The organism is Streptomyces sp. AcH 505, assembly GCF_000818175.1.
GTDB lineage: Bacteria > Actinomycetota > Actinomycetes > Streptomycetales > Streptomycetaceae > Streptomyces.
The window spans coordinates 2,701,519-2,721,205 of the sequence record NZ_JTIY01000001.1 but is presented as its reverse complement, the minus strand read 5'-3'; the positions used below and the strand labels follow the sequence as shown (position 1 = coordinate 2,721,205).

Genomic DNA, 19,687 nt, shown 5'->3' with positions numbered 1-19,687 from the left:
AGGTTTGTGTCCTCGGCCGACGTGGGTATGGCCTCAGCGTGCCGGGCGCGACGCCTTGACCGGACCCTTCCGTGACACATGGTCGAGACGAGCTGCGCCAGCTGCCGGGCCCGGCACGCCAGATAAGCCCGGCACGCCGGACGACCAATCGGCTACGGTCGTGTGTACGGGGAATGTGCGACGGATGTCGGACGGGGTGGGGATATACGGACATGCCGGAGCGCCCGGCGACTCAGCATCTTCCGCGTAGCTGGTCAGCGGGCACCACGGCATTCGTGATTCAGGACGCGAGGACCTCGTCGAGCAGAGCCTCGGCCTTGTCTTCGTTCGTGTTCTCCGCGAGAGCGAGCTCGCTCACCAGAATCTGCCGCGCCTTGGCGAGCATGCGCTTCTCACCGGCGGAGAGTCCGCGCTCACGCTCACGGCGCCACAGGTCACGTACGACTTCCGCGACCTTGATGACATCCCCGGAGGCGAGCTTCTCCAGATTTGCCTTGTAGCGTCGGGACCAGTTTGTCGGCTCCTCTGCGTACGGTGCGCGAAGCACCTCGAAGACCCGGTCCAGTCCATCCTGACCGACCACATCGCGCACGCCGACGAACTCCGCATTGTCCGCGGGTACGCGCACCGTCAAGTCGCCTTGGGCGACCTTGAGCACCAAGTAGGTCTTGTCCACGCCTTTGATCTGGCGAGTTTCGATGGCCTCGATCAGCGCGGCCCCGTGATGGGGATAGACCACGGTGTCGCCAACCTTGAACGTCATGTGACAGGTACCCCTTCCGTGGCTATCCAGGGTAACACGAGAATGCCCCGTTCTGAATGGTGTTTTCGCAGGTCAGGGCGCATCTCGGGGCTTGACAACAGCAACCTGAACGTGCTGCGAGCAGCTTCCTGGAGACGGTATTCGCAGGTCGGAGCGGTTGCGCGGGCGCACGGAAACACATGCGTTACGCACCGAACAACACCCTCCGATGAGGGCGAACGTCCCGATTTGCCGGATTCCGAGGGGTGAAGTTCCCGTACTCCGTTCGGATGTCGGTCATCCGTGCGGATCGCCGGGCAAGGGATTCTGAATTTGATCACTCCGCCCCCGCGATACGCCGGTGATAGTCCGGCGCTGCGGTATTGGTGGTGAATGCGAGGCCGCCGGGACAATTGATCAACGGAGTTATGTGAACGCCGGACGAAACCACGGGATCATGGACGAGAACGGGGACAGGAACGGGGCTCCCTGATGGCGCACCGCCCGGGGCCGGTGGCCGTTGGGGGCGGGTCGGGTGCGGGGCTGCCACAACGGCTCGGTAACCTAAGCGCGCTGATAGGCCTTTAGCCGCCAGCAGCACGACGTACGACCTGCACCGCCCAGCCGTACCGCCCGACCTGTTCCGCCCAGCCGTACCGCCCGACCGTTCCCGTTCCGTTCCTTCGTATACGTCCAAGGAGTTGCCGCCGCCGTGAGCCGCAGCCTTCGACGCGGCGCCCTCGCCGCTACTGCCACCGTGTTCTCGCTCGCCACGCTCGCCGCGTGCGGTGCGGGCAACAACGCGCAGACGCTCCAAGTCAAGCCGGACAGCGCTGCCACCTCCATCGGTGACATCACCCTCCAGAACGTGAACCTCGTCACGCAGCCCAAGGCCGAAGCGGGTGGTCCCGCGGTCGTCACGGGCACGCTCTTCAACAACGGCCGCAGCAAGCAGACCCTCGACGCGGTGAAGCTGCCGGGCACGAACACGACCGTGAAGCTCTCGGCGGCCAAGGGCTCGGGCCCCGTCTCCGTACCGGCCCTCGGCTCGGTGCAGCTCGGTGGCGCCGGCAACGCGTCGGCCGTCATCGAGAACGGCAGCGAGGCCGCGATGAACGGCAACGCGCAGCAGGTCGTCTTCACCTTCAGCAAGACCGGTGACGTGGGGCTGCGCGCCCTGGTCGTCCCGTCGCAGAGCTACTTCAAGGGCGTGGGCCCGAGCGCGCTGCCGACACCGTCGGAGTCCGCCTCCGACTCGGCTTCGCCGTCGGAGTCCTCGTCGGACGAGCCGTCCGGCTCCCCGTCGGGCGACGCGTCCGGCAAGCCGTCGGAGAGCTCTTCCGGCAACCCCTCGGGCTCGGCGACGGCGTCCGCGAGCACCTTCGGCTGAGCGATCGGTACGTACGGCAAGGCGCCCTGTCCGGGTCAGATCCGGACAGGGCGCCTTGCCGCGCCCGGGGCAATGCGCCCCGGGCAGGCTCACGGCCCGCGGTGTTGCCGGCCCTCTGTGTCGCCGGCCCGCGGTGTCGCCGGCCCGCGGTGTCGCCGGCCCGCAGTGTCGCCGGCCCGCGGTTTACGGCTCGAACTTGTAGCCGAGACCTCGCACCGTCACCAGGTAGCGCGGCGCGCCCGGGTCGGGTTCGATCTTCGCGCGGAGTCTTTTGACGTGGACGTCGAGGGTCTTGGTGTCACCGACGTAGTCGGCGCCCCAGACCCGGTCGATGAGCTGCATACGGGTCAGCACCCGGCCCGCGTTGCGCAGCAGCATCTCCAGCAGGTCGAACTCCTTGAGCGGGAGGTCGACCTTGCCGCCGGCCACCGTGACGACGTGGCGGTCCACGTCCATCCGTACCGGACCGGCCTCCAGGGCCGCGGGGGCGACCTCCTCCGGCTCGCCGCGGCGGCGCAGGACCGCGCGGATGCGGGCCACCAACTCCCGCGAGGAGAAGGGCTTGGTCACGTAGTCGTCGGCCCCTATCTCCAGGCCGACGACCTTGTCGATCTCGCTGTCCTTGGCGGTCACCATGATCACCGGGACGTTGGACTTGCCGCGCAGCTGGCGGCAGACCTCCGTACCCGGCAGCCCTGGCAGCATCAGGTCGAGGAGGACGAGGTCGGCGCCGTTGCGTTCGAACTCGTCGAGCCCCGCGGGCCCGGTGGTCGCGATCGCGACCTCGAAGCCTTCCTTGCGGAGCATGTAGGAAAGAGCGTCGCTGAAGGATTCCTCATCCTCGACGACGAGCACTCGGGTCACGGAAGGACCTCCGGGGCAGGAATCACGGTCGGGGGATCCAGCACCAGGCTGGTGTCAGCGTTGTAGGAGGCCTGGTCGTCTTCGTCCAGGCCGGTCATCGGTGTCGAACGGTCCCGTGCGGCGCCCGCCTCGGGGAGCTTCAGGGTGAAGGTGGAGCCTTGGCCCTCGGAGCTCCACACGGTGACCTCCCCGCCGTGCGAGGCGGCCACGTGCTTGACGATGGCGAGGCCGAGTCCCGTACCGCCCGTGGCGCGGGAGCGGGCGGGGTCGACGCGGTAGAACCGCTCGAAGACCCGCTCGCGGTCCTTTTCCGAGATGCCGATGCCCTGGTCGGTCACGGCTATCTCGACGGCGTCGCCGCCGTTGGTCACCCGGTTCACCGCGATCCCGACACGGGTGCGGGCCGGGGAGTAGTTGACGGCGTTCTCGACGAGATTGCCGAGGGCCGCTGCGAGCTGGCCGCGGTTTCCCCATACGCGCAGGTCGACAGTACCGCCTGCGGCCATGGTGATCTGTTTCGTGGACGCAGCGTGCCGGGACCTGTCGATGGCCTCGGCGACGAGTTCGTCCACGCGTACCGGCTCTGCGTCCTCCAGCGGGTCGTCGTTCTGCACCCGGGAGAGGTCTATGAGCTCCTGTACGAGGTTGGTGAGCCGGGTCGCCTCGATCTGCATACGGCCGGCGAAGCGGGTGACCGCCTCGGGGTCGTCCGAAGCGTCCATGACAGCCTCGGAGAGCAGCGAGAGCGCGCCGACGGGGGTCTTCAGCTCATGGCTGACGTTGGCGACGAAGTCGCGTCGTACGGCTTCGATACGGCGGGCCTCCGTGAGGTCCTCCACCAGCAGCAGGACCAGCCGGGAGCCGAGCGGCGCGACCCGCGCCGACACGGCGAGGGCTTCGCCGCGGCCGGTGCCGCGGCGCGGCAGGTCCAGCTCCACCTGCCGTATCTCGCCGTCCCTGCGGGTGTCGCGCGCCATGTGCAGCATGGGTTCGACGGCGAGCTTGCCGCCGCGGACCAGGCCGAGCGCGTACGCGGCCGAGCTGGCCTTGACCACCGCGTCGCTCTCGTCGAGTACGACGGCCGACGAGCGGAGCACGGAGAGCACGGTGTCAACGCCCGGGGGCAGTACGGCATCCGTGTGGAGCGAGGTGCGCGTCGGTCTCGCCTGGTCGCGCTCGCTCCAGCGGAACGCCAGCATGGCGATCACGCCGGTACACACGCCGGCGATCGCTGCCAATGCGGCGACAGCCGCGTTCACGTCCATGCCTCCAGGTTATGCACGGACACGGACACTCTCCCAGCCGTCCGGGTGTCTGCTCGAACACTCGTCGCTCAGAGTTCACCGAGGAGAAAGTACCGGTTCACTTGTGCGGGAGGCTCCGGACGCGTAGCGCACCGAACGTGGGACCGTGGGGCCGGACACGTCGCGGTATCCGTCCCGGTCCGGCACGACACCGTGAGCTCACCATGAGCTCACCATGAGCTAGAGCATGAGCAAGAGACGGCATGAGCAAGAGAGGGACACACCCATGCGGGACGCGTACCACGAGGAACTTGACTCGATAGGCGAGGACCTGGTCGAGATGGCCCGGCTGGTCGGTTCCGCCATCGGGCGTGCCACCACCGCCATGCTCGACGCCGACCTGAAGCTTGCGGAGAACGTGATCGCCGCTGACCAGAAGGTCGACGACCTGCAGCACCAGCTGGAGGCGCGCGCCATCGCACTGCTGGCGCGCCAGCAGCCCGTCGCGACGGATCTGCGGATCGTCGTCACGTCACTGCGCATGAGCGCGGACCTGGAACGCGCGGGCGACCTCGCCCAGCACGTCGCCAAGCAGGCGCGGCTGCGTTACCCGGAGTCGCCGGTGCCGCACGACCTGCACACGACGCTGCTGGAGATGGGGCAGCTGGCGCAGCGGCTGATGGCGAAGGCCGCCGAGGTCATCATCACGAAGGACGTCGACCTGGCGCTCCAGCTAGAGCAGGACGACGACGAGATGGACCTGCTGCACCGCACGCTGTTCCAGCACCTGATGGACGACCGCTGGAAGCACGGCATCGAGACCGCCGTGGACGTGACGCTGCTGGGCCGCTACTACGAGCGCTTCGCGGACCACGCGGTGTCGGTCGCGAAGCGGGTCGTCTACCTGGTGACGGGCGAACACGCGGACGAGATCCAGCAGGCGGACATCCCGGTCGAGGGCGCGTAGCCGGCACACCGGGGCGGGCGGCGCGTCGGGGCGTACGAGGGGGCGTACGGAAGCGTCTGCGTACATGCGCCGTTGATGCGCCCGCCGTGCTGGGCATCCAATGGGGGCAAGGCGACGGCACTGACGTACGCCTACGAGGACGCACGCCTTCGAGGAGGGCCCATGGCCGATTCCCCCGTGACCGATCCCCCGCCGGAAGCAACCCCCGCCGCAGCCCCGGCCGAAGTGCCCAGCCTCCCCCTGCTGGCCGCCTGCGGCTGCGGCTCAGGCTGCGGCTGCGGCTGCCAGTCAGGCGCCCCCTGCCAATGCGGCGGCTGACACACCGACCCAACGCACGACGAGGGCCCCTGCCTACGGACGGGGGCCCTCTTTCACGCCTGATGTCAGTGGCGGCCTCTAGCATCCGGCCATGAGCATGATCGGAGAGTACTTCCGCGTGTCGGCGACGGAGCTGCGGCGTGCCGTTCACGATCCCGGCTGGGCACTCGACTTCATTGTGGAGACGCAGGATGCCGAGGACCAGGCGAAGCCGGCGCCGGCGCCACGCCACTTCAGCACCTACAAAACCTGGGACCTCCTGCGCTTTCTGCTGCGCCGTGCCGATTTCCCCATCGACGTCATTCATGGCGAGGAGCCGCTCGCGAAGGCCGACGACTGGGGGTACGGACCTCCGCGTCACCTTCCCGTAGAACGTGTCCACCTCGGAGCCACCCTGCTCGCCCGGACCACGTACGACCATCTGATCGCCAACGTCGATCCCCAGGAGCTGTCCCGGGCCGATGTGTATCCGTCCGGATGGGAGACACCAGCTTCCCTGGAATGGGGCCACGACTACTACGCCGGACTGACGCAGTTCTTCAATGCCGCGGCGCGAAGTGAGCAGGCGGTCCTTGTATGGCTGGACTGATGTCCGGTCTCACCGCGTGGGACGCCGCTTCGGCGGAACCGGACCGGGAATCACGTCCTTGCCAAGGTGCTCCTTGATCAAGTACTTGAGTTCCGGCCCTTCGATGAGCTGGAGTCGACGATCCCGGTGGCTCTTCTCATCCTGTTCGACATCCGCGTCCGTGTCTGGAGGGGGCGGCCCATCTAGCCTGACGGCCCAGAGACGGCCCCGGTGCAGCATTAAGGCCCCTACCGGCGGAGAGACCGCAGGTGGGGGCCTTGAGCTGTGCTCGTTACTTCTTCTTGCCCTGGTTCTTGACCGCTTCGATGGCCGCCGCTGCCGCGTCCGCGTCCAGGTAGGTGCCGCCCGGCTTTACCGGGTGGAAGTCCTTGTCGAGGTCGTAGACCAACGGGATGCCCGTCGGGATGTTCAGGGCTGCGATGTCCTCGTCGGAGATGTTGTCGAGGTGCTTGACCAGGGCGCGGAGGCTGTTGCCGTGGGCTACTACCAGGACCGTGTGGCCTGCCTGGAGGTCCGGGACCACGTTGTCGTACCAGTACGGCATCATGCGGACGACGACGTCCTTGAGGCACTCCGTCTGGGGGCGGGCCTCCGGGGGGATCGTCGCGTAGCGGGGGTCGTTGATCTGGGAGTACTCGCCCGCCGCGTCGAGGACCGGGGGCGGGGTGTCGTACGAGCGGCGCCAGAGCATGAACTGCTCCTCGCCGAACTCGGCCAGGGTCTGGGCCTTGTCCTTGCCCTGGAGGGCGCCGTAGTGGCGCTCGTTCAGGCGCCAGGAGCGGCGGACCGGGATCCAGTGGCGGTCGGCTGCCTCCAGGCCGAGCTGCGCCGTGCGGATGGCGCGCTTCAGGACGGAGGTGTGGAGTACGTCGGGGAGCAGGCCGGCGTCCTTGAGCAGCTCACCGCCGCGGACCGCCTCCTTCTCGCCCTTGTCGTTGAGATTGACGTCCACCCAGCCGGTGAACAGGTTCTTCTCGTTCCATTCGCTCTCGCCGTGGCGGAGGAGGATCAGTTTGTACGGTGCGTCGGCCATGGGCCAGAGCCTAATAGACCCCGTCGGCGCCCCCGCCGCGCCGGGTGTGCTTCCTGTGCGCCGCCGCCGGACGGGTGGCGGCGGCGGTGTCGGCGGCAGGGGGTGGGCAGCATGGGGCCGGGATCTGCTTTCTGTTGGTCTTGTCGGCCGACCGTTCCCGTCCTGCCTCCTGGAGGTTCTCTTGTCCGCTCCGCGTTCGCGCCGTGCCCTCGTCGGTCTCGCCGCCGGCCTCGGCGCCATGGTCGCCGTCGCCGGGTTCGTACTGCCGCGATCGGCCGCGCCCGCCGACCACGACGACGACACGACCGTCCTGTCGTGGGTGGCGGAGAAGCAGGCCGACACCGAGCCTCGGCATCCCGAGGTCGGCGACAGTTGGGTTACCTATCTTCAGTTGCGTGAGGGATCTGCCAAAGGCGGGAACCGCCCGGTCATTGGGGACGGCAGTGCCAAGTGCTCCGCCGTCGCCGTCACCGACCGCGGCATCATCACCCAGTGCCAGCGCGTCCTGCGCACCGACCGCGGCACCATCGCGCTGAGCGCGATGATCGACCGGTTCGGTGCCGGGCCCTACACCGGTCCCTCGGCCGTCGTCGGCGGCACGGGTGCGTACGCGGGCGCCGAGGGGCAGGCCACGATCACCCTCGACGGGCCGGTCGTCCGCTTCCGTATCGAGCTTGATGACTGACCTGACTGCGGCCGATGCGGTTACGGATGCGGCTGCCTACGCCGAGGCTGCCGCTTTCCTGCTCGGCGCCGACTGGCTCACGGACAGCGAGCGCACCGTCCGTACCGTCGCCGTCCGCGCCGAGCTGCGTGCCACCGGCTCGTACCGGCACACCCCCGAGGAGCTGGCGCACGGCGCGAAGGCGGCCTGGCGCAACCACGCGCGGTGCGTGGGGCGGCTGCACTGGAAGGCGCTGCGCGTCGTCGACCGGCGTCATGTCACCAGCGCCGAGGAGGTGTTCGACGCGTGCGTCGGCCATCTGCGTGCGGCGTCGGCCGACGGGCGGCTCCAGCCCGTCATCACCGTGTTCCCGCAGCGCGCGCCGGACGGCTCGGCGATCCGGATCTGGAACCCGCAGCTGATCCGGTACGCCGGCTACCGCGACGCGGACGGCTCGGTCACCGGCGACCCGCTGCATGTCGAACTGACCGACATGGCAGGGTCGTTGGGATGGCAGGGGCGCGGCGGCCGGTTCGACGTGCTGCCGCTGATCGTCCAGATGCCGGGAGAGGAGCCGCGCTGGTTCGAGCTGCCGTCGGACGCCGTGCTCGAAGTGCCGCTGGCGCACCCGGAGTTCGACTGGTTCGCGGAGCTCGACCTGCGCTGGCACGCCGTCCCCGCGATCTCCGACATGCGGATGGAGATCGGCGGGATCGACTACCCCGCCTGCCCGTTCAGCGGCTGGTACGTCGGCTACGAGATCGGCGCCCGCAACCTCGCCGACACCGACCGCTACGACCTGCTGCCGCTCGTCGCCGCGCACATGGCCATCGACACCTCGTACGACTCGACCCTCTGGAAGGACCGGGCGCTGGTCGAGCTGAACCGCGCCGTGCTGCACTCGTTCCAGCAGGCCGGGGTCCATCTGGTCGACCACCACACCGTGACACGGCAGTTCGTCACGCATGAGGACCGTGAGCGGCGCAAGGGCTACCCGGTGTCGGCCGACAAGCACTGGATCGTGCCGCCGCTGTCGGCGTCCACCACACCGGTGTTCCACCGGGCGTACGAGACGATCGAGGCGCGCCCCAACTTCTTCCGCCAGCCCGCCGCTTGGCGGTGAGCGGCCGGGCTCCCTACGGGACCTGCGTGCGGCCCGGCGCCGCCACCGCGTTCGTCCCCGTCACCTTCGTGCCCGGGTGCAGGTACGAGCAGACGAACGCGACCGCGAGCGCGCCCGCCATCGCGTAGAACACCGCCCTGTTGGCCTCGGCGAAGTCCATCCGGATCGCGCCGATGGAGTCCCGCAGCGCAGTGGCGACCGGGCCGGAGCCGGTAGGTGTGCGGGAGTCCGCGTTGCCCGTGATGGATTCGGCGATGGTGTGCGCGGCGCTGTGCGCAGCGCCGTCCGGGACGCCTTTGGACTCGAGTGTGTCGACGACCCGGTTGGTGGTGACATGCGTGAGGACCGTGCCGAAGACGGCGAGACCGATGCTCGCCGCGTAGTTGCGTACGGTCTGGGTGATGCCGGTGACCTCGCCGTACGAGGCGCCGATCGCGCGGTTGACCGCGTCCGTCGACGCGGGCGCCAGCAGGAAACCGATCCCTGCGCCGGCCAGCGCGGCGTACGGCCACTGGTCGTGCATGGACAGGTCGGTCATCTTGCCGGCCCACAGCGCGAACCCGATGGCGCCCAGCGCGGTGCCGAGCTTCATGGCGGGGCGCGCGCCCCGGCTGTCCAGGATCCGGCCGCCCCACTGGGACGCGATGCCGAAGCCGATGAAGAAGTAGAGGAGGTAGAGCGCGGCCTGGTTCGGTGAAGCGCTGAGGGAGACCTGGGCGTAGACCGAGGCGAAGAAGAAGACCGGGACGAAGGCGAGCATCGCGAAGAACAGCACCACCATGTCGACGGTGAACGCCCGGTCCTGGAAGACCCGCAGCTTGATCAGCGGATGCGCCTGCCGCAGCTCGTACACACCGAACAGCCCCAGAATCAGCAGGCCGCCCACGATGCAGGCCCAGGTCGTGGCGCTGCTCCAGCCCCAGGCCGACGCCTGCTGGAAGCCGAGGACACTCAGCGCCATGCCGCCGGCGACCAGGATCGCGCCGGGTACGTCGAGGGGTTCGCGGCGCGCGATGTTGGGGATCTTCGCCAGCGCCGTCAGGACGAGGGCGATCAGCGCGACGGGCACGTTGACCCAGAAGATCGCCCGCCAGGTCCAGTCGGTGAGCCAGCCGCCGAGCAGCGGCCCGACGGCGGTCAGCGCGCCGGAGAGGCCGAAGAACAGCGCCAGGGCCCTGCCCCGCCGCTGTACCGGGAACACCGCGATGACGACGGCGAGCGCTGCGGGGAACATCAGCGCGGCGCCGAGCCCCTGGACGGCGCGGAAGATGATCAGCCAGCTCTGCGCGAAGTCGTTGTTCGGTACGCAGCCGCACAGGACGGACGACAGGACGAAGACCAGCGTGCCGATCACCATCACCCTGCGGTGCCCGAAGATGTCGGCCAGCCGGCCGCCGAGCGCGAAGAAGGCCGCCAGCGCCAGCAGATAGGCGTTGACGACCCATTGCATGCCGGACGCGGACAGGCCGAGTTCATGGATGATGTCCGGCGCGGCGATGGCCACGATGGTCTGGTCGATGAAGGTCATCGAGACGGCGAAGAGCATCGCCGCCAGCGCCATTTTCTGGTTCGGTGCGTGTTCGGCGCCGTCGCCGGTGCCGCCGCTGGTGCTGCTGGTGCCGCTGGTGCCGCTGGTGCCGCTGGTGCCGCTGGTGCCGCTGGTGCCGCTGGTGCCGCTGGTGCCGCTGGTGCCGCTGGTGCCGCTGGTGCCGCTGGTGCCGCTGGTGCCGCTGCTGGTGTCGCCGCTCTTACCGGCATGCTGACTCATGCCGGGATTGTCCACTGTGTACCGGGGAATTCTGATTATCCCCGGTACACCAGGCATGGCGTGTTACGAGGCGGAGCCGCCGAACGCGCCCATCTCGACGCCCACACCCGCACCCGCACCGGGCGCCACAGTCTCGGCGCCCTTCTTCGCGGCCGGCGCCGGCAGCGTCCAGTTCGCGGCGAGCTGCTTGAGCCCCGGGGTCTCCAGCGAGGTGAACTTGCCGCCGTCGGCCGCGGCCGTGTAGCCGCCGTTGGGCGAGCACATCACCGGCAGGTACTTGTCCGTCGTCAGGTCGCACTCGAAGGAGGCGACCGTGCCGTCACCGTCGAGGTCCTTGTTGGGGTGGTCGAGACCGATCGTGTGGCCGATCTCGTGGACGACCGCGTTCTTGATCTTGGACGCGTTGACCGTCGCGTCGGTGCTGAACCAGTTGGGCTCGGTCCAGTACTCGGTGTCGATCCACGCCCAGCCGCCCCACGCGCTGCGGTCGGCGGTGTTGTAGCAGTTCCAGCCACCGGACATGCCCGCCTGGCCGTCCAGCGGGCGGTACTTGGCGCCCAGGGTCAGCACATGGCGCGGGGTGGTCGCGCAGGCCTCCGTCGAGGCCTTGATCGTCGTCGACAGGGTGAACTTGATGCCCGTCACCGAAGTGAGCTGCGCCGCGGCCTGCTTGGCCGCCGGGGTCAGTTTGGTCTTGGCGTCGGCGCTGGCGAACTGGATGGTGTAGCCGGTGCCGTCGCCGGACAGCGAGTGGATGTCGGCCAGGGCCTTCCAGCCCTTGCCCGAGTAGACCTGGGTGCCGGCGGCACTCGCCGACATCGCGGGCAGCAGGCCGAGAGCGGCGCCGGCGGCTATGACGAGGAGATTGCGGCCCAGACGAGTGTGTTTCATACCGTCCCCGTGGTGCGTCGTTGTGTCTGAGGGCGTCGTTGTCTCAGATTCCGGCGACAATACAGGCCAATGCCTGACGGTCCGTCACCGGTGCTGATAACGAATCGAGGGCGGGGGCAGACCCGGCGGCGGGCGGTGGGTGGCGGGAGGCGCGGGCGCCAGTGGGGCAGTGGGCTCGGTGGCGCGGGCGTCAGTGGGGCAGTGTGCGCTGCGCCTCGTACAGATTGACGGGCGAGACCGCCTCGGGACTGCCGTAGTACTCGCTGCGCGTGTGCAACTCGCCCTCGAAGTCCGGCACATCGATCTGGTCGAACTCGCGCACCTCGCTGATGCCGACCGTCGCGCTGTACGGCGCGATCTCGTCGATCTTGATCAGACCGGCGCGTTCGTTGGTGACGGTGACGTTCCAGTGCACGAAGCGCGCGCCGTAGAGCGGGCCCGCCGTACCGTCGCCGCCGTGCCGGCCGTCGTTGGCGACGGTGACCTCGGTCCGTACGGCGGCGAACGGCAGCCCCCGGTGGGTGTCGAACGTGCCCGTCTCCATCCGGCCGCGCGACCAGACGTTGTAGCTGGACAGACCCTCGACGTTGACGCCGTGCAACTGGGTGCCCTCGGGCGCCGGGACCGTGCGGCGCTCGATCACGAAGTCCTCGACGAGATTGTCGTGCGATCCCTCGCGGCAGCAGTACGGGTGGTGCGCGCCGCGCCCGGCGACGCGGGTACGGCGCAGGGTGCAGGCGGAGGCGGCGACCAGGCCGAAGCCGTTGTCGACGTGCCGGGCGACGATGTCGTCGGCCCAGCAGTCGTAGGCGCACTGGAGGACGACGCCGTTGTGACCGGTGTCCAGCAGATGCGGCGGCTGTGGAGTCTCGGCCGCCTCCAGCGTCAGCGCCTCGACGCCCGAGCCGGTGAGCGGGGTGACGAGCGTGGTGAGCTGCGGGGACCACTCAGGGCGTGCGTCGAGGGGCAGGGGGCGCTCCAGGGTGACGCGGCCGGGGACTGTGCCCCCTTCGCCCGCCGCGTCCGTACCCGTATCCGCGTCCACCGCCACGATCCGTACCGGCCACTCGTACGGCAGATACGACGTCAGCTTCGTCTTGCCCGTCCAGTCGTACGTGGCGGTGCCGGGCCCGTCCCCCGCCATGTGCGCCAGCAGCGTGTGGTCCGCGTCGTCGGCGAGCTGGAGCAGTACGAGCTGCCCCGGCCGCAGCCGTGACACATCGGCGGCTCGGACCGTACGGTCGCCGCGCGCGGCGGGTGCGAGCGCGCTGAGGGGCTGCCACTCGTCGCGTTCGTTGCCGGTCCAGCCCTCGTGCGGCGAGCGTCCGGCCCTGATCGCGTCGGTCAGCGCGGCCCAGCGGTCCTGCGGGCACAGCCACAGCAGCCCGCCCGCCCAGGACCAGGAGGACTTCCGGCCGCCGTCGCGCGGACCGTAGGGGCCGATGAGCTCGGTGAGGTCGCGCGGCGCGTACAGGGTGGTGCGGCCACTGCCCGCGCCACGCAGCACGACATCGCTGTGGCCGATCCGGATCACGTCGTTGATCAGGTACCTGCCGGCCGGCACGGTGACCGTGCCGCCGCCCCGCTCCCCCGCGGCGGCGAGGGCGCGGTTGATCGCGGGTGCGTCGTCGGTGACGCCGTCGCCCACGGCGCCGTACTCCCGTACGTCGGCTACGACCGGATAGTCGGGCAGCCGCTCGCCGCCGCCCCGCTGCCCTGCCTGTCCGACGTAGGGGATCTGCGGATGGGTGTAGGGCGAGCCGGCGAACTCACGCCAGAGTTCGGACGTACCCATGCGCTGTTCCCCCTCGGATCGCCCTCTGCGGCACCGAGCATGTCACGGAAGAAAGCGCTTACGGAAGGGTCGTGAGAGGGACGGAGGGGACGGGCGCGAGAGGCCTCAGTCGGCCGGCCGCTGCGTGAGATGCGCGAAGGCGTCCAGATTCCGCGTCGGCTCACCGCGCGAGACCCGCCACGCGTACTCCTTGCGGATCGCGGTCGCGAACCCCAGCTCAAGCAGGGTGTTGAACGACCCGTCCGCCTCCTGGAGGACCGAGCCGAGCAGTCTGTCGATCTCGTCGTCGGACACGGCGGCCAGCGGGAGCTTGCCGGTCAGATAGATGTCGCCGAGCCGGTCGACCGCGTAACTCACCGCGTACAGCTTGAGGTTGCGCTCCAGCAGCCAGCGGTGGACGCCTTCGGTGTTCTCGTCGGGGTGCCGGACGACGAAGGCGTTGACCGACAGCGAGTGCTTTCCGACGCGCAGGGAGCAGGTCGTGGACAGCTTGCGGGTGCCGGGGAGCGTGACGACGTACGACCCGGGCTCCGGGCTCTCCCACTCCAGCTCGGCGCCCTGGAGCGCCCGCGTGACGATCTCGGCGGCGTCCTGCTCGGCGCTCCGGGAGTCACCCCCGGACTCGCCGCCGGACCCGCCGTCGGACTTGCCCCGGGGCTCGCTCTGCTCCTGCCCGTCCTCCTCAGCCATGATCCTCAGCCATGGTGCGAGCGTACGCGACGGCGCCGGTCGTGCACCGCCGCCGTGTACACGTCCGCCGTCGCCGAAGCCGCCGTACCCCAGCCGAAGGACTGGGCGTGCCGGGAGGCCGCGGCCCCCATGCTGTCCACCAGCTCGGGGTGGTCGACGAAGCGGCCCAACGCGTCGGCGTAGGCGGCCGGTTCGTGGCCGGACACCAGAAACCCGGTCTCGTCGTCCCGTACCGCGACGGGCAGTCCGCCCACCGCTGCCGCCACCACCGGGGTGCCCGCCGCCTGCGCCTCTATGGCGACCAGGCCGAAGGACTCGCTGTACGAGGGCATGACGAGCACGGAAGCGGCCCTGAACCAGTCGGCGAGCTGCGTCTGCCCGACCGGCGGCCGGAAGCGTACGACGTCGGCGATGCCGAGCCGCGCGGCGAGCTTCTGCAGCCCTTCGGGCTTCGCGAGGCCCGACCCGCTGGGGCCGCCGACCACCGGCACCACGAGCCGTCCGCGCAGCGACGGATCGCGGTCGAGCAGTACGGCGACGGCGCGCAGCAGGATGTCGGGGGCCTTGAGCGGCTGGATACGGCCTGCGAAGAGCGGGACGAACGCGTCCTGCGGCAGCCCGAGCCGGGCGCGCGCCGCGGCGCGGCCGTCGGCGGGGGCGAAACAGTCCAGGTTGACGCCCGGGTGCACGACGGCGGCCTTCGCCGGTTCGGCGTCGTAGAAGCGGACGAGGTCGGCGGCTTCCTCCGCCGTGTTGGCGATCAGCCGGTCGGCGGCCCGTACGACCTGGCTCTCGCCGATGACACGGGCCGCGGGCTCGGGGGTGTCGCCTTCGGCGAGCGAGGCGTTCTTGACCTTCGCCATGGTGTGCATGGCGTGGACGAGCGGGACGCCCCAGCGCTCGGAGGCGAGCCAGCCGACGTGCCCGGAGAGCCAGTAGTGCGAGTGGACCAGGTCGTAGTAGCCGGGGCGGTGCCCCGCCCACGCCTGCATCACGCCGTGCGTGAAGGCGCAGAGCTGCGCGGGCAGCTCCTCCTTGGCCAGGCCCTCGTACGGGCCCGCGTCGACGTGTCGTACGAGCACACCCGGCGCCAGCTCCACCACGGGCGGCAGGCCGCCGGTCGTGGCGCGGGTGAAGATCTCGACCTCGATGTCGATGGCGGCCAGCCGCTTGGCCAGCTCGACGATGTAGACGTTCATGCCGCCCGCGTCGCCGGTCCCCGGCTGGTGCAGCGGGGAGGTGTGCACACTCAGCATGGCGATACGGCGCGGTCTGCGGGACTGGCCCGGGATGCGGAGCCGGGGAGGTGCGACCAACGTGCCGGCGATGCGGGACACGTACTGGCTCACTACGACGGTCCTCTCGCTCTGGGGCGTGATGCGCGCCGGGGCGTGGTGCCCGGTCCGCGCGTTCCGCGCACGACAAAGAGAGGGCATAAACGCCCTCCGCCACCTGGCAACAGCGGACGGGATCTCCGCATTTCCGTTTTGCCAAATCATTACCGACGGTCACTCAACCACTGACGCCGTCGTTCCGGATACCCGTGGTCGTTAGGCTCATTCGTATGGCATCCGTCCCGACCCCGGCATCCCCGTCGCGCACAGGACGCCCGGGGGGCGGCACAGGACGCCCGGTGGGCAGCACGGGACGTCCGGTGGGCACGGTGACCCGCGGGACCACGGGCCAGAACCGGCTGCGCCGGATGGACCGCTGGATCACCGCCGTGCACGGCCCCGCGCTGCGCGCCGCCGCCGATCCGGTCGTGGTCGACCTGGGGTACGGGGCGGCCCCCTGGACGGCGGTCGAGCTGCTGCGGCGGTTGCGTACGGCCGAGCCGCGCACCGAGGTCGTGGGCGTCGAGATCGACCAGGCCAGGGTCGCCGCCGCGCTGCCGTACGAGGCGGCGGGGCTCCGCTTCGTGCACGGCGGCTTCGAGATCCCGCTGCCCGGCGGGCGGCGTCCGGTGCTGATCCGGGCGGCCAACGTGCTGCGCCAGTACGCGGAGGACGAGGTCGCGGCGGTCTGGGAGCGGTTGCGCGGACGGCTCGCGCCGGACGGGCTGCTGGTCGAGGGGACCTGCGACGAGATCGGTCGGCGGCACGTGTGGGTGGCGCTCGGCCCCGAGGGGCCCAGGACGGTGACGTTCGCGACCCGGCTCGGGTCGCTCGACCGGCCGTCCGACCTCGCGGAACGGCTGCCGAAGGCGCTCATCCACCGCAATGTGCCGGGCGAGCCGGTGCACGCGTTCCTTCGCGACTTCGACCGGGCGTGGGCCGCCGCGGCGCCGTACTCCTCGCTGAGCGCGCGACAGCGCTGGATCAGGGCCGTGGGCGACCTGTCGGCGGACTGGCCGCTCGCCGGTGACAGACGACGGTGGCGGCAGGGTGAAGTGACCGTGAACTGGTCGGCGCTGGCGCCGACTTCGTCCTGACACCCGCGACACCGACACGTACGGCACTGATACCCGCGGCACCGGCACATGCGCCGCGGCCATCCTGTGAGGATCTGACTGCCTCTGTCGTTTTCATGCCGGACATGGCACGATCACGACGAGGTAACGCAGTGACGCGGTAGCGCGGGTACCGCTGTGACGCGAGTTGGGTACTGGGGCGGGTCCTGAGGGGGAGCTTGTGAGCCGACGTCACTGTGCCGCGGCCGCGATCAGTCTGGTCTGCGCTCTCGCCGTGCTCACAGCCCCGGAGTTGACGAACAGCGCGTACGCGGCGCCGCGCCCGGCGCCGACGTCGACGCCTGCCGGGTCACCCGCAGCGCCGAACTCCCCGGCCGCCCCCTCGAACTCCCCGGCCGTACCGCCGAACTCCGCGCCCCTGGCGTCGAACTCCCCGGCGCCCGTGGCCCCGCCGCCCGTTGAACTGCCGCCGGGTGCTCCCGGCACCGGTCCGAAGACGCTCGACCAGGTACGGCTTGAGATCGACGGCCTCTACCGTAAAGCGGCCTCGGCCACCGACGCGTACAACCTCGCCAAGGAGCAGACCACCAAGCAGTCGTCCGAAGTCGTGGGTATCGCCCAGCAGATCGTGCGGGGGCAGCTCAGGATCGACGGGCTGAAGACGCGGATGGGCGCCACGGCGCGGGCCCAGTACCGGGGTTCCGGGCTGCCGCCCGAGGCCCAACTCGTCCTGACCGACGACCCGCAGCTCTTCCTCGACGGTGTCGGCAGGCTGAAGGAAGGCCAGAAGGCCACCCATGACCTGCTGGCCGAACTGACCGGTACGCAGCAGGACTTGGAGACGTACGCGGCGGACGCCAGCTCCCAGTGGCAGAAGCTCGAAGCCAACAGGCTCAAGCGGGACAAGGCGAAGAAGGAGATCACCAAGCAGATCGCCGCCGCCGAGAAGCTCGAAGCGAGCCTGAAGAAGGACGACCGGGCCCGGCTGGCGCGGCTGGAGCAGGACGCGGCGTACCGCGCGCAGACCGCCTGGCTCAGCTCGGGCGCGATCACGGACATCAACCGCAGCGCGAGCGCGCAGGGCAAGAAGGCCATCGCGTTCGCGACGGAGCAGATCGGCAAGCCGTACGTGTGGGGCGCCGAGGGACCGGCCTCGTACGACTGCTCGGGGCTCACGTCACAGGCGTGGCTCGCGGCCGGGCGGACCATCCCGCGCACCTCGCAGGAGCAGTGGCGGCAGCTGCCGCATGTCGCGGTCAAGGACATGCGGCCCGGCGATCTGATCATCTATTTCAACGACGCCAGCCATGTGGCCCTGTACATAGGGGACGGCTCGATCATCCAGGCGCCCCGGCCGGGGCGGAACGTGTCGGTGACGGGCGCGGGGTCGATGCAGATCCTGGGGGTCGTACGGCCGGACAAGTGACGGCCGGGCGTGCCGTGACGCAGGCCGTGCGCCCGGCTAGGCCCCGATGCCGTGACGCAGGCCGTGCCCCCGGTGCCGTGACGGAGGCCGTGGCCCCGGCCGCGCCCCGGGCCGTGCGACGGGCTGTGACGCAGTGCATGTTCTGACCGGCTGAGCAGCAGCCGGTCACGTGACGTTCATCATGGCAACCCGGATGGCCGACGGCCGGCGCGCCGCACACCGCCGCCCGATTCCTGCCGGAATCCCGCCGAATTACTGTCGGATGCCTTGCGGGCAGGGCATATGCGGGGGCATATGACAGAGGCTCATCACCCGTATGGCATTCCATTACGGCTCCGGCTACCGCTAAGGTCCCCGTCTGGTGGGGCGTCGATCGTCGTCCCACCGCGCCCTCGGGGGGAGGGAAGGAAACCAAGACCGATGCCCGTACCCGTACCGCGGCAGCGCACAGGTTCAGAAACAGAGAGGAACCTCCCTGCCGCGGAGACCGCCGACGGCGGCGACCTCATGCTCCTGGTGATCGAGGACGATCCTGCGGGCTCCTTCTCCGTACCGGAGCTGCCCGAGGGGGCAGGTACCCGCGTCCGGATCCGTACCGCGCGTAACCTCACCGAGGCCGAGCGGCTGCTCACCGACGACATCCACTGCATCCTCGTGGACCTCGCCCTGCCGGGCATGACCGACAGCGACGAGCTGGCGCCGCTCAAGAGCGTCCTGCGGCTCGCGCCGCGCCATGCCGTGCTGGCGCTGGCCGCCGAGGGCGACAGCGAGCGCGCTGCCGCCGCCGTACGGGCGGGGGCGCAGGACTACCTGTTCCGCGACGAGCTGGACGGCCGACTGCTGAGCCGCGCCATCCGCTACGCCGTCGAACGCAAGCGCGCGGACATCGCGCAGCGCCAGCTCACCGAGTCCGTGCTGCGCGCCCAGGAGAACGCCCGGCTGGAGCGCGGCCTGCTGCCGACCCCGCTGCTCGAAGGCTCTGACCTGCGCTTCGCCGCCAGCTACCGGCCCGGCCGCTCGCGCGCGCTGCTGGGCGGGGACTTCTACGACACGATCCGCACCCCGGACGGCACGGTGCACGCCATGATCGGCGACGTCTGCGGCCATGGCCCGGACGAGGCCGCGCTCGGCGTCGAGCTGCGCATAGCCTGGCGGGCGCTGACGCTGGCCGGGTTCTGCGGTGACCAGCTGCTCTCCACGCTCCAGCAGGTGCTGGAGCACGAACGGGAGAGCGACGAGATCTTCGCGACGCTCTGCACCGTCGACATCGCGCCGGACGGCCGGAGCGCCGGGCTGTGCCTGGCCGGGCATCCGGCGCCGCTGTTCAACCGGCCGGGACAGCCGGCCCGGCTGCTGCCGCACGGGGACAACGGACCGGCCCTCGGCCTGCTGCCGCGCGCCCGCTGGCCGCGTACGCAGGTACAGCTCGGCGGGTCGTGGAGTCTGATGATGTACACGGACGGGCTGATCGAGGGCCGCGTGGGGCCCGGCGCGAGTGAGCGGCTGGGCGAGGACGGCATGGTCGGCATGATCAACAGCCAGCTCGCCCGCGGGCTGCGCGGCGAGGAGCTGCTGGAGGCGGCGGTCGCCCGCGCGCGGGAGCTGAACGGCGGCGAGCTGAACGACGATGTGGCGGTACTGCTGCTGGGCCGGGGCCCGGAGACGGCCACTGCCCAGGCCACGACCGCGGCCGGGTCGACGACCTCAGCCCCGGCTCCGGCCGTGGCGCCGCCCTCGTCCCCGGGGGCGCTGCCGGTGCCGGGACGGGGGCCG

17 protein-coding genes and 1 pseudogene are annotated in these 19,687 nt (G+C 70.2%); 9 read left to right on the top strand and 9 right to left on the bottom strand.

The annotated features are described in order from the left end of the window. Positions 1-280: 280 nt before the first annotated feature. Positions 281-763, bottom strand: a complete 483-nt coding sequence (locus HY68_RS12455) for a CarD family transcriptional regulator (RefSeq protein WP_003953493.1) — start codon at positions 761-763, stop codon at positions 281-283. Between the two features lie 691 nt (positions 764-1,454). Between HY68_RS12455 and HY68_RS12450 the strand changes: the two genes are divergently transcribed. Next, complete coding sequence (locus HY68_RS12450) at positions 1,455-2,132, top strand: hypothetical protein (protein WP_041988057.1); 678 nt, start codon at positions 1,455-1,457, stop codon at positions 2,130-2,132. A 183-nt stretch (positions 2,133-2,315) separates the two neighbouring features. Here HY68_RS12450 and HY68_RS12445 read toward each other — a convergent pair whose 3' ends face one another. Both HY68_RS12445 and HY68_RS12440 read right to left on the bottom strand, forming a co-directional pair. Continuing rightward, positions 2,316-2,996: a response regulator transcription factor gene (locus HY68_RS12445; protein ID WP_041988055.1), complete on the bottom strand. Its 681-nt coding sequence runs from the start codon at positions 2,994-2,996 to the stop codon at positions 2,316-2,318. Further along, positions 2,993-4,261, bottom strand: a complete 1,269-nt coding sequence (locus tag HY68_RS12440) for an ATP-binding protein (protein WP_041988053.1) — start codon at positions 4,259-4,261, stop codon at positions 2,993-2,995. The genes HY68_RS12445 and HY68_RS12440 overlap by 4 nt, the downstream gene beginning before the upstream one ends. 265 nt (positions 4,262-4,526) lie before the next feature. On the opposite strand from HY68_RS12440, the gene phoU reads away from it, so the two are divergent. Beyond that, on the top strand, positions 4,527-5,207 hold the full coding sequence (gene phoU, locus HY68_RS12435; RefSeq protein ID WP_041988051.1) for a phosphate signaling complex protein PhoU: 681 nt from the start codon (positions 4,527-4,529) through the stop codon (positions 5,205-5,207). Between the two features lie 409 nt (positions 5,208-5,616). Next, positions 5,617-6,114: a YfbM family protein gene (locus HY68_RS12430; protein WP_041988048.1), complete on the top strand. Its 498-nt coding sequence runs from the start codon at positions 5,617-5,619 to the stop codon at positions 6,112-6,114. 271 nt (positions 6,115-6,385) lie between these two features. Here HY68_RS12430 and HY68_RS12425 read toward each other — a convergent pair whose 3' ends face one another. Then, on the bottom strand, positions 6,386-7,147 hold the full coding sequence (locus HY68_RS12425; RefSeq protein ID WP_041988046.1) for a phosphoglyceromutase: 762 nt from the start codon (positions 7,145-7,147) through the stop codon (positions 6,386-6,388). Between the two features lie 181 nt (positions 7,148-7,328). On the opposite strand from HY68_RS12425, the gene HY68_RS42740 reads away from it, so the two are divergent. Together HY68_RS42740 and HY68_RS12415 are read left to right on the top strand one after the other, a co-directional pair. After that, on the top strand, positions 7,329-7,832 hold the full coding sequence (locus HY68_RS42740; RefSeq protein ID WP_041988043.1) for a hypothetical protein: 504 nt from the start codon (positions 7,329-7,331) through the stop codon (positions 7,830-7,832). Next, the gene (locus HY68_RS12415) at positions 7,825-8,934 is read left to right on the top strand and encodes a nitric oxide synthase oxygenase (RefSeq protein ID WP_052457082.1); all 1,110 of its coding nucleotides are present in this window, start codon (positions 7,825-7,827) and stop codon (positions 8,932-8,934) included. The genes HY68_RS42740 and HY68_RS12415 overlap by 8 nt, the downstream gene beginning before the upstream one ends. 13 nt (positions 8,935-8,947) lie before the next feature. Here HY68_RS12415 and HY68_RS12410 read toward each other — a convergent pair. Then, a pseudogene (locus tag HY68_RS12410) lies at positions 8,948-10,510 on the bottom strand (MFS transporter); the annotation flags it as partial. Here HY68_RS12410 and HY68_RS43690 point away from each other — a divergent pair. Further along, positions 10,452-10,697 (top strand): hypothetical protein, encoded by a 246-nt coding sequence (locus tag HY68_RS43690; RefSeq protein WP_198533444.1) that lies wholly within the window; start codon positions 10,452-10,454, stop codon positions 10,695-10,697. The pseudogene HY68_RS12410 and the gene HY68_RS43690 sit on opposite strands and share 59 nt — an antisense overlap. Positions 10,698-10,765: 68 nt before the next feature. Here HY68_RS43690 and HY68_RS12405 read toward each other — a convergent pair whose 3' ends face one another. The 4 genes from HY68_RS12405 to mshA form a co-directional block, all read right to left on the bottom strand. Continuing rightward, positions 10,766-11,593, bottom strand: coding sequence for a M12 family metallo-peptidase (locus HY68_RS12405; RefSeq protein WP_041988041.1), 828 nt, complete (start codon positions 11,591-11,593; stop codon positions 10,766-10,768). Between the two features lie 190 nt (positions 11,594-11,783). After that, the gene (locus HY68_RS12400; protein WP_041988038.1) at positions 11,784-13,388 is read right to left on the bottom strand and encodes a glycosyl hydrolase family 28-related protein; all 1,605 of its coding nucleotides are present in this window, start codon (positions 13,386-13,388) and stop codon (positions 11,784-11,786) included. Positions 13,389-13,493: 105 nt separating this feature from the next. Continuing rightward, on the bottom strand, positions 13,494-14,078 hold the full coding sequence (locus tag HY68_RS12395; protein ID WP_078863571.1) for a YbjN domain-containing protein: 585 nt from the start codon (positions 14,076-14,078) through the stop codon (positions 13,494-13,496). Positions 14,079-14,083: 5 nt separating this feature from the next. Then, positions 14,084-15,427, bottom strand: coding sequence for a D-inositol-3-phosphate glycosyltransferase (mshA, locus tag HY68_RS12390; protein WP_041988035.1), 1,344 nt, complete (start codon positions 15,425-15,427; stop codon positions 14,084-14,086). A 353-nt stretch (positions 15,428-15,780) separates the two neighbouring features. On the opposite strand from mshA, the gene HY68_RS12385 reads away from it, so the two are divergent. From HY68_RS12385 to HY68_RS12375, 3 genes are all read left to right on the top strand, one after another. Next, positions 15,781-16,509: a class I SAM-dependent methyltransferase gene (locus HY68_RS12385; protein ID WP_241778764.1), complete on the top strand. Its 729-nt coding sequence runs from the start codon at positions 15,781-15,783 to the stop codon at positions 16,507-16,509. 199 nt (positions 16,510-16,708) lie between these two features. Continuing rightward, positions 16,709-17,914: an NlpC/P60 family protein gene (locus HY68_RS12380; RefSeq protein WP_078863570.1), complete on the top strand. Its 1,206-nt coding sequence runs from the start codon at positions 16,709-16,711 to the stop codon at positions 17,912-17,914. Between the two features lie 420 nt (positions 17,915-18,334). Further along, positions 18,335-19,687: response regulator (locus HY68_RS12375; RefSeq protein WP_078863569.1), on the top strand; the 1,353-nt coding region annotated here is incomplete at its 3' end.

Coding starts and splice junctions, on each gene's coding strand:
- phoU (WP_041988051.1), top strand. CDS start 4,527: ATGCGGGACGCGTACCACGAGGAACTTGACTCGATAGGCGAGGACCTG.
- HY68_RS12440 (WP_041988053.1), bottom strand. CDS start 4,261: ATGGACGTGAACGCGGCTGTCGCCGCATTGGCAGCGATCGCCGGCGTG.
- HY68_RS12415 (WP_052457082.1), top strand. CDS start 7,825: ATGACTGACCTGACTGCGGCCGATGCGGTTACGGATGCGGCTGCCTAC.
- HY68_RS43690 (WP_198533444.1), top strand. CDS start 10,452: ATGAAGGTCATCGAGACGGCGAAGAGCATCGCCGCCAGCGCCATTTTC.
- HY68_RS12405 (WP_041988041.1), bottom strand. CDS start 11,593: ATGAAACACACTCGTCTGGGCCGCAATCTCCTCGTCATAGCCGCCGGC.
- HY68_RS12400 (WP_041988038.1), bottom strand. CDS start 13,388: ATGGGTACGTCCGAACTCTGGCGTGAGTTCGCCGGCTCGCCCTACACC.
- HY68_RS12430 (WP_041988048.1), top strand. CDS start 5,617: ATGAGCATGATCGGAGAGTACTTCCGCGTGTCGGCGACGGAGCTGCGG.
- HY68_RS12425 (WP_041988046.1), bottom strand. CDS start 7,147: ATGGCCGACGCACCGTACAAACTGATCCTCCTCCGCCACGGCGAGAGC.
- HY68_RS12385 (WP_241778764.1), top strand. CDS start 15,781: ATGGACCGCTGGATCACCGCCGTGCACGGCCCCGCGCTGCGCGCCGCC.
- HY68_RS12455 (WP_003953493.1), bottom strand. CDS start 763: ATGACGTTCAAGGTTGGCGACACCGTGGTCTATCCCCATCACGGGGCC.
- HY68_RS12395 (WP_078863571.1), bottom strand. CDS start 14,078: ATGGCTGAGGAGGACGGGCAGGAGCAGAGCGAGCCCCGGGGCAAGTCC.